We start from the raw sequence: 12,293 nt of genomic DNA on the forward strand, positions 1-12,293 counted from the left end.
CCACTACGTTCGATCAGGCGGTCAGAGCCACCTTCGGCAACACGGCCACTGCGTTCGATCAGGCGATCAGCACCACCTTCGGCAACGGTTTTCAGCGGCTGGGCGATTTCGGCAGCGCTGGAGCGCGATTCGGCGGTCAGGTGTTGCTCGTCGGCTGGCAGGGCAAAAGCGTTGGCGGCCAGGATGGACAGGGTCAGGGTCAGCAGATGGCGTTTCATGATTTCGGTGCTCCTCTCGGGGGCTGGAAAGTGGGTACGGAGCCAATGCTACGCCGGGTAACGCCAGAGAGAAGTTCATACGGGTAATGGTAACAATCGACCGTATTGATAGAGGCGGCAAGCTGCTCTAGAAAGCACCTTTCAGGCCGTAAAGTGGCAATTTGATAGCGATACTTGCGGGTAACACGTATGTCCTGGCGCAACGAATTGCTGAGCAAAAGGCCAGGAAAAACTCGCTATCATGGCGCCATCGATAAAACCCCACGGGTTTTCATCAGTCCGAGATATTGAGTGCCACCGTTGCACCTGTTCTGTGCCATACCGCAAGGAGAATCACGCAATGACGCGTCCCGCCAGAATCCTCGTCTGGACCTTCACCAGCCTGCTGACCCTGCTGGCGATCCTGGTGGTGGTGATCGCTACCTTCGACTGGAACCGCGTCAAGCCCCTGCTCAACGAGAAAGTCTCCGAGGCCCTGCAGCGGCCTTTCGCGATCAATGGCAACCTTGCCGTGGACTGGCGCACCGAACCAGAGGAGGGGGGCTGGCGTGCCTGGGTGCCCTGGCCGCACTTCATCGCCGAAGACCTGACTCTGGGCAACCCCGAGTGGCTCAAGGAACCGAAGATGGTCGGCCTGGAGCGCGTGGCGTTCCGCCTGGCGCCGCTGCCGCTGCTGTTCCAGCAGATCAGCATCCCGCGCATCGACCTGACTAAGCCTACCGCCAGCCTTACCCGCCTGGCCGATGGCCGCGCCAACTGGGTCTTCGATTTCGGCCCCAAGGATGAAAACGCAGAACCTTCCAAATGGCAGTTGGACATTGGCGCCATCGGCTTCGACCAGGGCAATGTCAGCTTCGATGACCAAACCCTGAAAACCAGCATGAAGGTGCAGATCGACCCGCTGGGCAAGCCTGTCCCGTTCAGCGATATCGTCGGCAAGGCCAGCGCCGAGAGGACCGGTGCCGCGCAGGACTACGCCTTCGGGCTCAAGGCCCAGGGCCGCTACAAAGGCCAGCCGGTGTCCGGTACCGGCAAGATCGGTGGCCTGCTGGCCCTGCAGGACGCCAGCCAGCCGTTCCCGCTGCAGGCTGACGTGCGTATCGCAGACACCCACGTGGTGCTCGCCGGTACCCTGACCGACCCGCGCAACCTCGGCGCCCTCGACCTGCGTCTGCGCCTGTCCGGGGCCAGCCTGGGCAACCTCTACCCGTTGACCGGCGTGACCTTGCCCGACACCCCGGCCTATTCCACCGACGGCCACCTCAGCGCCAACCTGCACGCGGCGCAGGGGGCGACTTTCAACTACCAGGGCTTCAACGGCACGATCGGTGACAGCGATATCCATGGCGACCTGGCCTTCGTTGCCAGCCAGCCACGGCCCAAGCTGTCCGGCAACCTGGTGTCCAACCAGTTGCTGTTCAAGGACCTGGCGCCGCTGATCGGCGCCGACTCCAATGCCGAGCAGAAGGCCCGCGGGGGTGCCAGCAAGCAGCCGGCGGGCAAGGTGCTGCCGGTGGAAGAGTTCCGCACCGAGCGCTGGCGCGCGATGGACGCCGACGTCACCTTCGCTGGCAAGCGCATCGTGCACAGCGCGCAACTTCCGTTCAACGACCTGTCGGCCCATGTGATCCTGGAAGACGGCCTGCTGCGCCTGGAGCCTCTGCGTTTTGGCGTGGCTGGTGGCAACCTGGCTTCCAGGATCCGTCTGGATGGCCGCAATGTTCCGTTGCAGGGGCGTGCCCGGCTGACGGCGCGGGGCTTCAAGCTCAAGCAGTTGTTCCCCTCCTTCGCGCCGATGCAGACAAGCTTCGGTGAGTTGAATGGCGATGCCGATATCACCGGCCGGGGTAACTCGGTGGCCGCCTTGCTGGGCACGGCCAATGGCGACCTGCGCATGCTGATCAACGATGGTGCCATCAGCCGCAGCCTGATGGAGATTGCCGGGCTGAACGTGGGCAACTATGTGGTCGGCAAGCTGTTTGGCGATGAGGATGTGAAGATCAACTGTGCAGCGGCTGACGTGGGTATCAAGGATGGCCTGGCGACCACGCGCCTGTTCATCTTCGATACCGAGAACGCGATCATCTACATCAACGGCACGGCCAATTTCGCCACGGAGCAGCTGGACCTTAAAATTACCCCTGAATCGAAAGGGTTGCGGCTGTTCTCGCTGCGCTCGCCGCTGTATGTACGCGGGGCGTTCGCCAAGCCCAGTGCCGGGGTGCAGGCGGTGCCGCTGGCGTTGCGCGGGGCGGGGATGGTGGCGTTGGGCGTGGTGGCCGGGCCGGCGGCGGGGTTGCTGGCGCTGATTGCGCCTAGCAGTGGGGATGATCCCAACCAGTGCACGCCGCTGCTGCAGCAGATGAAGGCGGGCAAGGCGCCGGCGGTGGTGAAGGAGCGGAAATAGCAGAGGGCCGCTTCGCAGCCCAATCGCCGGCAAGCCAGCTCCCACAGGGACTCCACAGACCTCAAGGCTCGTGCAATACCTGTGGGAGCCGGCTTGCTGGCGAATGGGGCGCAAAGCGCCCCCAGCAATTACAAGCCTTGCAACAGGTCGGACATATCGTCCGCGTGCTCTTCTTCCTGCGCGAGGATGTCTTCAAAAATCCGCCGCGTAGTCGGATCTTTATCTCCAATGTACTGAATGATCTCGCGATAGCTATCGATGGCGATCCGCTCCGCCACCAAGTCTTCCAGCACCATCTCCTTCAATGAAGTGCCCGCCACATATTGGGCATGAGACCGCTGGCTCAGGTTGTCCGGGTTGAAATCCGGCTCTCCACCTAACTGCACGATCCGTTCGGCAAGCTTGTCGGCGTGCTCGGCTTCCTGGTTGGCATGCTCGAGGAATTCGTCGGCAGCCACGCTGGCCTTGATGCCGCTTGCCATGAAGTAATGACGCTTGTAGCGCAGCACGCAGACCAGCTCGGTGGCCAGTGAATCATTGAGCAGGCGCAGGATCTGTTGGCGATCAGCATCGTAGCCCTCGGTCACCGCACCTTGCTCGACATGCTGGCGGGCACGTTCGCGCAGGGTTTGCACATCGGTCAATTCAGTCGCATTCATGTTCATCTCCTGGAACATCAGGGTGGTCATGGGTATGGCCTGGAAGGCTTAGGCGCCGTGGACGGCGTCGCTGTCTTCTTCGCGTTGTTTGCAAGTCTTGAAGCCCTTGGCGTCGACATGGCCGGTGGCATCGAAACGCACGTAGTAGGGCTGCTGGTGGCCATCGTGGTTGAGGATGTAGTCGTTGCAGGTGCCGCCATGGGGAAGGTCGATCACGTTGGACGGGCTGCCGCCGATGGCGATGACTTTCTGCATGGTCATGCCTTTTTCCACCTGCTTGACCAGCGGCTCGTCGCGGTAGGTGACGTAGTCCACCGGGTTTTCCGGGCGGCTGCCGCAGGCGGCGAGGGTGGCGCTTGCCAGAAGGATTGCCAGGGTCTGCTTGTACATGGTCCCGCTCCTTGCAAAGGGTCTGTGTGGTTTGGAACCGCAGCGCGCGCCGGGAGTTCGATTGCGATGGTCATCAATGCCGCTGTAGTGTTGGCCGGTCGTCCACGGAAAGGGGCTGGGGCAATGCAGCAGGAATTGGCCACGCGATACCCGTTGGTGCTGGTGCCAGGCATGCTCGGTTTTGTCCGGGTAGTGCTCTACCCCTACTGGTTCGGCATCGTGCCGGCCCTGCGCAAGGGCGGGGCGCAGGTGTTCCCGGTGCAGGTTTCGCCGCTGCATTCCAGCGAGGTGCGCGGCGAGCAGTTGCTGGCGATCATCGAAGACATCTGCCTGCGTACCGGAGCGGAAAAGGTCAACCTCATCGGCCACAGCCAGGGCGCCCTGAGCGCGCGCTATGCGGCTGCCAGGCGGCCCGGGCGGGTGGCCTCGGTCACTTCGGTGGCGGGGCCCAACCATGGCTCGGAGCTGGCCGACTACCTGGAGCGTACGGCACCGGGCGATTCCCCACAGGGGCGCATCCTGAAGGCTGTGCTGCATGGCTTGGCCGTGCTGCTGGTGTGGCTGGAAACCGGCTGGCGCCGCGACCCGCTGCCGGTGGATGTACACGCCTCGCACCAATCGTTGACCAGCGCCGGGGTGGCGCTGTTCAACCAGGCTTATCCACAGGGGTTGCCAGATTCCTGGGGCGGGGAAGGGGCCTATGAGGTCGATGGCGTGCGCTATTACTCCTGGTCCGGCACCTTGCAGCCCGGCCTGACCGACCAGCGGCGCAACCGTTTCGACGGCAGTAGCCACTTCTGCCGCCTGTTCGCGCGCAGCTTCGTCAAGGAAAAGGGCCATTGCGACGGCATGGTCGGGCGCTTCAGTTCGCACCTGGGGCAGGTGATTGGCGACGATTACCCGCTCGACCACCTGGATATCGTCAACCAGTCGCTTGGTGCGGTGGGCAAGGGTGCCGAACCGGTGCGGCTGTTCACCGAACATGCCGCCCGGCTCAAGGCGGCAGGGCTCTAGCGACGAATCGGTGTGGTCCAGCGCTCGGCCAGCACCACGCCCGCCAGGGTCAGCAGGCCGCCGACCAGGTGATAGCGGGCCAGCTGCTCGTCGAGCACCACGGCGGCGATCAGTGCCGTGACCAGCGGCAGCAGGTTGAAGAACAGCGTGGTGCGGCTGGGCCCCAGGCGGTGGACGGCTTGCATCCACACCAGGGGCGCGATCATCGAGGCCAGTACACAGGCGTACAGCACCAGGCCGATGTTGCGGCTGTTCAGGCCAGTCTTGTCCGACAGCAGGAACAGCGGCAACAGCACGACGATGGCTACCAGCACCTGCAGGTACAGCAGCTGCATCGGCGGCAGGCGCAGCTGCCATTTCTTCAGCAGGAGGCTGTACAGCGCGTAGGCCAGCGTGGCCACCAGCATCAGCAAGTCGCCGCTGTTCAGGCCTTGTTGCAGAAGGTTGGCGGGGTGGCCGGCACTGACCACTTCAAGCACGCCGAAAAATGACACCAGCGCGCCCAGCAAGGCGCCGTAGCTCAGGCGCTGGCCCAGCCAGGCGATGGACAGTGCCAGTGACATCAGTGGCATCAGCGAAAGAATGATGCCCATGTTGGTGGCGCTGGTGATGCCGGCAGCGAAGTAGGCCAGGCTCTGGTACATCGCCATGCCCAGCACGCCCAGCACGAAAACCTTGCCCAGGTGCGGGCGAATGGCCGCGCGATTGCGCCACACGGTGGGCAGCAGGAACGGCGTGAACAACAGCGCGGCCAGCAGCCAGCGGTAGAAGCCGATCTCGGCGGGGTGAATGGCCCCAGCGGACATCTTGGTGACCACGGTGTTGCCGGCCCATATCAGGATGGCGGTCAGGGGGAACAGGTAGTTCATGTAGCGGCTTACTCGTTTTGGACTGATTGGGGCTGCTTTGCAGCCCATCGCGACACAAGGCCGCTCCTACAGGTATCGCACAGGCCCGGAAGGCAACGCGGGTTCCTGTAGGAGCGGCCTTGTGTCGCGATGGCCTGCGCAGCAGGCCCCGATGGCAGCCATTATCAACTGTCTGTCAACAAGCCTATACTCCTATCCAGACAACCCACCCCGCAAAGCAGACAGCATGCCGCGCAAATACCTCGACATTCCTCAGTTCACCCGGCTCCCGGCCCCGGTGTACTTCCGCCACGACGAGTTCGGTGCCGACACCCATAGCGCCTTGCATCGCCACGCCTGGGGCCAGCTCAATTACACCGCCCACGGCGTGATGCACCTGGAGGTCGCCGGCCAGCACTTCCTGTCCCCACCGCAATACGCCGTGTGGGTGCCACCCGACACCGAGCATGGCTGCTACAACCCGCAGGCCATCGTCTACCGTTCGGTCTACCTGGACCGCAGCCTGTGCGCCGCACTGCCGAAGCAACCGTGCAGCCTGATGATCAGCGACATCCTCAAGGCCATCCTCGCCGACTTTGCCCGGCGCGACCTGCGGGTGGCCGAGGGCGAGCGCGACCAGCGCCTGGTGCAAGTGCTGCTCGACCAGTTGCTGCTGGCTCCCACCCAGGCCTGCTACCTGCCGTTTGCCCACAGCGAAGGCTTGCGACAGGTGCTCGATGGCCTTGGTGCCGAGCCAGGCGACAACCGTCCGCTAGCCGACTGGGCCGCCCGTGTGCATGTAAGCGAACGTACCCTGGCCCGCCAGTTCCTGCGTGAACTGGGCATCAGTTTTGGCGAATGGCGCCTGCGCCTGCGCTTTCTGCGCGCCATCGAAGCGCTGGAGGCCGGCCAGCCGATCCAGGCCATCGCCTTCGACCTGGGTTACAGCAGCGCCTCGGCGTTTATCGCCATGTTCCAGCGCCAGGCCCGGTGCACGCCCGAGCAATACCGCCGCCAGGCACGGGCAGGGCGTTGAGAATTCTTGGCTACACTCAGCTCGACCCCCGTGCATCGGGCACGGAGCCAAGGAGACTACTCCATGAAAGTGCTGCAAATCCCCTTACTGGTATTGGCGGTGTTGTTCAGCGCCCAAGGCTTCGCTGCCAATACCGCGCAGCAGGAAAAGATGAAAACCTGCAACGCCGACGCCACCGCCAAGGCCCTCAAGGGCGATGAGCGCAAAGCTTTCATGAGCACCTGCCTGAAGAAGGATGTGCCGCAAACCCAGCAAGAGAAGATGAAAACCTGCAACGCCGACGCCACCACCAAGGCCCTGAAGGGTGACGAGCGCAAAGCGTTCATGAGCGACTGCCTGAAGAAGAAATGACCTGCGCCTATGCCTGCAGACGTAAGGCTGGCAGACTGCGGGTCTTTCCCGTTGTCTGCCGTTGAGGCTGTATGACCTTCACCCCCCGCCAGGCCACCCTGGCCAGCTGGATCATCGTGTTTGCCGGCCTGTTGCTGGCGTTGCCCCTGAAATTGCTGCCGAGCCTGCTGGCCGGCCTGCTGGTGTTCGAGCTGGTCAACATGCTCACGCCGCGGCTGCAGCCGTTGATTGCCGGGCAGCGCGCCCGTTGGCTGGCTGTAGCGCTGCTCGGCACGCTGGTGGTCAGCACCCTGACCCTGCTGTTTGCCGGTGCTTTCAGCTTTTTGCTGCACGAGGCGGAAAACCCCGGGGCCTCGCTGGACAAGTTCATGGCCCTGGTGGAGCGCGCCCGTAGCCAGCTGCCGCCGTTCATCGAAGGCTACCTGCCGGCCAGTGCGGCGGAGTTCAAGGTGGCCATCGGTGACTGGATCAAGAGCCACTTGAGCGACCTGCAGCTGGTGGGCAAGGGCATGGCGCACATGTTCGTCACCCTGTTGATCGGCATGATCCTCGGCGCCATCGTCGCGTTGCAGCGCATCCCCGATATCTCCCGGCGCAAGCCGCTGGCGGCGGCGCTGTTCGAGCGCCTGAGCCTGCTGGTGCAGGCGTTTCGCAACATCGTCTTCGCGCAGATCAAGATTTCGCTGCTCAACACCACCTTCACCGGCATCTTCCTGGCCGTGGTACTGCCGATGTTCGACGTGCACTTGCCACTGACCAAGACGCTGATCGTGCTGACCTTCCTGCTGGGCCTGCTGCCGGTGATCGGCAACCTGATGTCGAACACCCTGATCACCATCGTCGGCCTGTCGCTGTCGGTCTGGGTGGCGGCGGCGGCGCTGGGTTACCTGATCGTCATCCACAAGGTCGAATACTTCCTCAACGCGCGGATCGTGGGCGGGCAGATCAGTGCCAAGTCGTGGGAACTGCTGCTGGCGATGCTGGTGTTCGAAGCGGCGTTCGGGCTGCCGGGAGTGGTGGCGGGGCCGATCTACTATGCCTACCTGAAGAGTGAGCTGAAGCGGGCCGAACTGGTCTGATTCTTTATTGACCAGTACCGGCCTCTTCCCGGGTAAACCCGCTCTCACAGGTACGCCACTTTTCTCAAGGCTTGCGGGGACCCTGTGGGAGCGGGTTTACCCGCGAAGAGGCCGGCACAGGTGAAAGGGATGGCTCAGGCTACGCCGTAGCGCTTGCGCGCCTCGATGGCCAGCCCGCTACCAATGCTGCCAAAGATGTTGCCTTCCACATGCCGCGCATTCGGCAGCATCGCCGACACGCTGTTGCGCAGCGCCGGAATCCCGCTGGAACCACCGGTGAAGAACACCGTATCGACCTGGGTCTGGCTGACGCCAGCCTTGGCCAGCAGTTCGCTGACGCTACCACGCACTCGCTCCAGCAACCCTTCGATAGCCCCTTCGAACAGCGCCCGTGACAGGTCCACGCCCAGCTCGCGCTCGATGCGGCCGAGGTCGACGTGGCGGCTCTGCTGCTCGGTCAGCTCGATCTTGCTGGCCTCAACTTCCATCGCCAACCAGTGCCCGGCACGCTCTTCGATCAGCTTGAACAGGCGGTCGATGCCCAGCGTGTCCTCGATGTCATAGCGCATGCTGCCCAGCGCCAGCTGCGACTTCTGCGAGTACAGGGCGTTGATGGTGTGCCAGGTGGCGAGGTTGAGGTGATAGCTGGTCGGCATCAGCGCACCGCTCTTCATGCGGCTGCCATAGCCGAACAACGGCATCACGCCCTGCAGGCTCAGCTGCTTGTCGAAGTCGGTACCGCCAATGTGCACACCGCCGGTGGCGAGGATGTCGCTCTGGCGCTCGGCGACCAGGTGGCGCTCGGGGGACAGGCGGATCAGGGTGAAGTCCGAGGTACCACCGCCAATGTCGACGATCAGCACCAGCTCTTCGCGGCTGATGCTCGACTCGTAGTCGAAGGCCGCGGCAATCGGCTCGTACTGGAACGACACATCCTTGAAGCCGATCTTGCGCGCCACTTCGGCCAGAGTGTCCTCGGCCTCCTGGTCGGCGGCCGGGTCTTCGTCGACGAAGAACACCGGGCGGCCCAGCACCACCTGCTCGAACTCACGCCCGGCAGCGGCCTCGGCGCGTTTTTTAAGCTCGCCGATGAACATGCCCAGCAGGTCCTTGAACGGCAGGGCGCTGCCCAGCACGCTGGTGTCATGCTTGATCAGCTTGGAGCCCAGCAGGCTTTTCAGCGAACGCATCAGGCGGCCTTCGTAGCCTTCCAGGTACTCCTGCAATGCCAGGCGACCATATACCGGGCGACGCTCCTCGATGTTGAAGAACACCACCGAGGGCAAGGTGATCTTGCCGTCTTCCAGGGCAATCAGCGACTCGGCGCCGGGGCGGTGCCAGCCGACCGTGGAGTTGGAGGTGCCAAAGTCGATGCCCAGGGCGCGGGCCGGGGATACGTCAGACATGGGAAATGAGCTTCCGGAGGCAAAACGGCCGCGCAGTGTATGCCAGTTGGCTACAGAATCAAGACCGGTCGTCTGCCATGGAGCAAACCCAAGGCGGTCTTGAAAGGCTATGCTTGACCCCTATCTTCTTTTGCAACACGCACATTCACATTGGTGATCCATAGATGGACTTCAAAGACTATTACAAGATACTCGGCGTAGAGCCCACGGCGGACGACAAGGCGATCAAGGCCGCGTACCGCAAGCTGGCGCGCAAGTATCACCCCGATGTCAGCAAGGAGCGCGACGCCGAGGAAAAATTCAAGGAGGCCAACGAGGCCTACGAAGTGCTGGGCGACGCGCAGAAACGTGCCGAATTCGACGAAATCCGCAAGTACGGCGGCCAGCATGGCCGACCGTTCCAGGCACCACCGGGCTGGGAAAGCCGCGGTGGTGGCGGTGGTTTCGAAGGCGGTGATTTTTCCGACTTTTTCAGCTCGATCTTTGGTGGCCGAGGTGGCAACCCATTCGGTGGTGCCCGGCAGCAGCAACGCAGCGCCGGTAGGCGGGGGCAGGACGTGGAGCTAGAACTGGCGGTATTCCTTGAAGAGACCCTGAGCAAGGAGTCCAAGCAGATCAGCTTCCAGGTGCCGCAGACCAACGGCATGGGCCAGCGCACCGGCTTCACTACCAAAACCCTGAACGTGAAGATCCCGGCCGGGGTGACCGATGGCGAGCGCATCCGCCTCAAGGGCCAGGGCGCGCCGGGCAGTGGTGGCGGAGCCAATGGCGACCTGTTCCTGACCATTCGCATGGCACCGCACCCGCTGTTCGATGTCGAAGGTCATGACCTGATCATCACTGTGCCGCTGGCACCGTGGGAGGCAGCACTGGGCACCAAGGTGGCCGTGCCGACCCTGGACGGCAAGATCAACCTCACCATCCGCCCCGACAGCCAGAGCGGCCAGCGCCTGCGCGTACCGGGCAAGGGCCTGGCCAACAAGAGTGGCGAGCGCGGCAACCTTTACGCGCAACTGAAGGTGGTCATGCCGCCAGCATCCGATGAGGCTGCCCGCGAATTGTGGGCCAAGCTTTCCGAGAAGGCTGCGTTCAACCCGAGGACACAATGGAGTAAGTGATCATGAGCAGCACCCTGATCGTTCAACTGGACATGCGTACCTTGTGTCAGGAGGCCGATATCACGGCTGACTGCGTGATCGAAATCGTCGAGCACGGCATTGTCGAACCTTCCGGCCGAACGCCGGAGGACTGGTTGTTCGACGATCAGGCGCCGTTGTTGGCCAAACGTGCGGCGAAGCTGCATCAGGAGCTGGAACTGGAGTGGGAAGGGGTGGCGCTGGCGCTGGAGCTGCTGCAGGAAGTGCAGCAGTTGCGCAGCGAGAACAACATGCTGAGGCAGCGGTTGGGCAGGTTTACCCAGATTTGAGGTTTGCAGGCCCGGCCTCTTCGCGGGTGAACCCGCTCCCACAGGTACGGCGCAGGTCTCAAGGCCTGTGGGGTTTCTGTGGGAGCTGGCTTGCCGGCGATAAGGCCAGTACAGGCAACATCAGTTTCAAGCCGGTTCTGCCCCGGGGTTCAGCACCAGCTGCATGAAGGTCAAATCCAGCCACCGGCCAAACTTCACCCCCACCTGCGGCATCTGCCCGGTCACCACGAAGCCCAGGCGCTCGTGCAGGCGCACCGACGCTGCATTGCCGCTCTCGATAGCCGCTACCATCACATGCTTGCCACACGCCCGTGCACGCTCGACCAGCGCCGCCATCAGCACCGGCCCCAGCCCCTTGCCACGCTGATCGCCACGGACATAAACCGAATGTTCCACGGTGTTGCGAAAGCCCTCGAATGGCCGCCAGTCGCCAAACGACGCATAGCCCAGCACCCCGGTCTCATCCACCGCTACCAGGATCGGGTAGCCCTGCTGCGCCCGTGCATCGAACCAGGCCTGGCGGTTGGCCAGGTCCACCGGGGTTTCATTCCAGATCGCCGTGGTGTTGCGCACCGCGTCGTTGTAGATGTCGAGGATGCCCGGCACGTCGGAAGGCAGGGCGTCGCGGATTTCATGACTCATGACAGCGTCTCGCAGGGTAGTTGCTTGCAGATTAAATGGTTACCAGCCCGCGCACACCTTCGGCCTGCATGTTTTCGCCGCGGCCCCGCTGGATGATCTCGCCACGCGCCATCACCAGGTACTGGTCGGCCAGTTCCTCGGCGAAGTCGTAGAACTGTTCCACCAGCAGGATGGCCATGTCGCCGCGCTCGGCCAAGCGGCGGATGACTGCGCCAATCTCCTTGATCACCGAAGGCTGGATACCCTCGGTGGGCTCGTCGAGGATCAGCAGGCGCGGGCGGCTGGCCAGTGCGCGGCCGATGGCCAGCTGTTGCTGCTGGCCGCCGGACAGGTCACCGCCTCGGCGTTGTTTCATCTGCTCCAGCACCGGGAACAGTTCGTAGATGAAGGGCGGTACCTCGCGAGCTTCACGGGCGGGGAAGCGCGAAAGGCCCATCAGCAGGTTTTCCTCGACGGTGAGGCGCGGGAAGATCTCGCGGCCTTGGGGCACGTAGGCGATGCCGGCGTGGACCCGTTGCTGGGGCTTGAGGCTGGTGATCGGCTTGCCTTCCCATTCGATGCTGCCGTCGCGGGCCGGGACCAGGCCCATCAGGCAGCGCAGCAGGGTGGTCTTGCCCACGCCGTTGCGGCCCAGCAGGCAGGTGACTTCGCCGACCTTGGCTTCGAAGGACAGGCCCCGGAGGATGTGGCTGCCGCCGTAGTACTGGTGCAGGGTGTCGATTTTCAGCATGTGCCTTGCCCTTGAGCCCGGGGCCATCCAGCGGCGCCGAATTGAGCCACTGGCTGGCTCCCGACAGCGACGGCATGGCACCGTAGC

The 12,293-nt window shown here is 63.4% G+C and carries 13 protein-coding genes and 2 pseudogenes; 7 read left to right on the forward strand and 8 right to left on the reverse strand.

The genetic code is table 11. From position 1 onward, the window contains the following. Positions 1-218 (reverse strand): annotated as a pseudogene (locus tag ACK1U9_RS05280) (hypothetical protein); the annotation flags it as partial. 340 nt (positions 219-558) lie between these two features. On the opposite strand from ACK1U9_RS05280, the gene ACK1U9_RS05285 reads away from it, so the two are divergent. Then, a complete protein-coding gene (locus ACK1U9_RS05285; RefSeq protein ID WP_046613286.1) occupies positions 559-2,625 on the forward strand; it encodes an AsmA family protein in 2,067 nt (688 codons plus the stop codon). 128 nt (positions 2,626-2,753) lie between these two features. On the opposite strand, the gene ACK1U9_RS05290 is transcribed toward ACK1U9_RS05285, so the two are convergent. Both ACK1U9_RS05290 and osmE read right to left on the reverse strand, forming a co-directional pair. Continuing rightward, the gene (locus ACK1U9_RS05290) at positions 2,754-3,284 is read right to left on the reverse strand and encodes a ferritin-like domain-containing protein (protein WP_046613724.1); all 531 of its coding nucleotides are present in this window, start codon (positions 3,282-3,284) and stop codon (positions 2,754-2,756) included. 48 nt (positions 3,285-3,332) lie between these two features. Continuing rightward, positions 3,333-3,674: an osmotically-inducible lipoprotein OsmE gene (gene osmE, locus ACK1U9_RS05295; protein WP_015271980.1), complete on the reverse strand. Its 342-nt coding sequence runs from the start codon at positions 3,672-3,674 to the stop codon at positions 3,333-3,335. A gap of 123 nt (positions 3,675-3,797) precedes the next feature. On the opposite strand from osmE, the gene ACK1U9_RS05300 reads away from it, so the two are divergent. Beyond that, a complete protein-coding gene (locus ACK1U9_RS05300; protein WP_046613284.1) occupies positions 3,798-4,688 on the forward strand; it encodes an esterase/lipase family protein in 891 nt (296 codons plus the stop codon). Here the strand turns inward: ACK1U9_RS05300 and ACK1U9_RS05305 are convergent. Beyond that, positions 4,685-5,557: a DMT family transporter gene (locus ACK1U9_RS05305; protein WP_153671487.1), complete on the reverse strand. Its 873-nt coding sequence runs from the start codon at positions 5,555-5,557 to the stop codon at positions 4,685-4,687. The two genes, ACK1U9_RS05300 and ACK1U9_RS05305, sit on opposite strands and share 4 nt — an antisense overlap. A gap of 226 nt (positions 5,558-5,783) precedes the next feature. On the opposite strand from ACK1U9_RS05305, the gene ACK1U9_RS05310 reads away from it, so the two are divergent. The 3 genes from ACK1U9_RS05310 to ACK1U9_RS05320 all read left to right on the forward strand — a co-directional run bounded on the left by ACK1U9_RS05310 (position 5,784) and on the right by ACK1U9_RS05320 (position 8,002). Next, positions 5,784-6,572 (forward strand): AraC family transcriptional regulator, encoded by a 789-nt coding sequence (locus ACK1U9_RS05310; RefSeq protein ID WP_046613281.1) that lies wholly within the window; start codon positions 5,784-5,786, stop codon positions 6,570-6,572. Between the two features lie 63 nt (positions 6,573-6,635). Beyond that, positions 6,636-6,923: a PsiF family protein gene (locus ACK1U9_RS05315; protein WP_003258250.1), complete on the forward strand. Its 288-nt coding sequence runs from the start codon at positions 6,636-6,638 to the stop codon at positions 6,921-6,923. A gap of 71 nt (positions 6,924-6,994) precedes the next feature. After that, positions 6,995-8,002 (forward strand): hypothetical protein, encoded by a 1,008-nt coding sequence (locus ACK1U9_RS05320; RefSeq protein ID WP_153671486.1) that lies wholly within the window; start codon positions 6,995-6,997, stop codon positions 8,000-8,002. Between the two features lie 134 nt (positions 8,003-8,136). On the opposite strand, the gene ACK1U9_RS05325 is transcribed toward ACK1U9_RS05320, so the two are convergent. After that, complete coding sequence (locus ACK1U9_RS05325; protein ID WP_046613279.1) at positions 8,137-9,408, reverse strand: Hsp70 family protein; 1,272 nt, start codon at positions 9,406-9,408, stop codon at positions 8,137-8,139. Between the two features lie 164 nt (positions 9,409-9,572). On the opposite strand from ACK1U9_RS05325, the gene cbpA reads away from it, so the two are divergent. After that, the gene (cbpA, locus tag ACK1U9_RS05330; RefSeq protein WP_046613278.1) at positions 9,573-10,526 is read left to right on the forward strand and encodes a curved DNA-binding protein; all 954 of its coding nucleotides are present in this window, start codon (positions 9,573-9,575) and stop codon (positions 10,524-10,526) included. Between the two features lie 2 nt (positions 10,527-10,528). After that, positions 10,529-10,834, forward strand: coding sequence for a chaperone modulator CbpM (locus ACK1U9_RS05335; protein WP_046613277.1), 306 nt, complete (start codon positions 10,529-10,531; stop codon positions 10,832-10,834). Between the two features lie 126 nt (positions 10,835-10,960). On the opposite strand, the gene ACK1U9_RS05340 is transcribed toward ACK1U9_RS05335, so the two are convergent. The 3 genes and pseudogenes from ACK1U9_RS05340 to ACK1U9_RS05350 all read right to left on the reverse strand — a co-directional run. Then, on the reverse strand, positions 10,961-11,476 hold the full coding sequence (locus ACK1U9_RS05340; RefSeq protein WP_108481513.1) for a GNAT family N-acetyltransferase: 516 nt from the start codon (positions 11,474-11,476) through the stop codon (positions 10,961-10,963). 31 nt (positions 11,477-11,507) lie between these two features. Next, a complete protein-coding gene (urtE, locus tag ACK1U9_RS05345) occupies positions 11,508-12,206 on the reverse strand; it encodes an urea ABC transporter ATP-binding subunit UrtE (protein ID WP_013974394.1) in 699 nt (232 codons plus the stop codon). A gap of 4 nt (positions 12,207-12,210) precedes the next feature. Next, positions 12,211-12,293 (reverse strand): annotated as a pseudogene (locus ACK1U9_RS05350) (thioredoxin family protein); the annotation flags it as partial.

The sequence above is a fragment of the Pseudomonas sp. XP1 genome (genome assembly GCF_053557675.1).

What these genes read in the sequence shown, in the direction of transcription:
- ACK1U9_RS05285 (WP_046613286.1), top strand. Translation starts at nt 559, where the DNA reads ATGACGCGTCCCGCCAGAATCCTCGTCTGGACCTTCACCAGCCTGCTG.
- ACK1U9_RS05290 (WP_046613724.1), bottom strand. Translation starts at nt 3,284, where the DNA reads ATGAATGCGACTGAATTGACCGATGTGCAAACCCTGCGCGAACGTGCC.
- osmE (WP_015271980.1), bottom strand. Translation starts at nt 3,674, where the DNA reads ATGTACAAGCAGACCCTGGCAATCCTTCTGGCAAGCGCCACCCTCGCC.
- ACK1U9_RS05300 (WP_046613284.1), top strand. Translation starts at nt 3,798, where the DNA reads ATGCAGCAGGAATTGGCCACGCGATACCCGTTGGTGCTGGTGCCAGGC.
- ACK1U9_RS05305 (WP_153671487.1), bottom strand. Translation starts at nt 5,557, where the DNA reads ATGAACTACCTGTTCCCCCTGACCGCCATCCTGATATGGGCCGGCAAC.
- ACK1U9_RS05310 (WP_046613281.1), top strand. Translation starts at nt 5,784, where the DNA reads ATGCCGCGCAAATACCTCGACATTCCTCAGTTCACCCGGCTCCCGGCC.
- ACK1U9_RS05315 (WP_003258250.1), top strand. Translation starts at nt 6,636, where the DNA reads ATGAAAGTGCTGCAAATCCCCTTACTGGTATTGGCGGTGTTGTTCAGC.
- ACK1U9_RS05320 (WP_153671486.1), top strand. Translation starts at nt 6,995, where the DNA reads ATGACCTTCACCCCCCGCCAGGCCACCCTGGCCAGCTGGATCATCGTG.
- ACK1U9_RS05325 (WP_046613279.1), bottom strand. Translation starts at nt 9,408, where the DNA reads ATGTCTGACGTATCCCCGGCCCGCGCCCTGGGCATCGACTTTGGCACC.
- cbpA (WP_046613278.1), top strand. Translation starts at nt 9,573, where the DNA reads ATGGACTTCAAAGACTATTACAAGATACTCGGCGTAGAGCCCACGGCG.
- ACK1U9_RS05335 (WP_046613277.1), top strand. Translation starts at nt 10,529, where the DNA reads ATGAGCAGCACCCTGATCGTTCAACTGGACATGCGTACCTTGTGTCAG.
- ACK1U9_RS05340 (WP_108481513.1), bottom strand. Translation starts at nt 11,476, where the DNA reads ATGAGTCATGAAATCCGCGACGCCCTGCCTTCCGACGTGCCGGGCATC.
- urtE (WP_013974394.1), bottom strand. Translation starts at nt 12,206, where the DNA reads ATGCTGAAAATCGACACCCTGCACCAGTACTACGGCGGCAGCCACATC.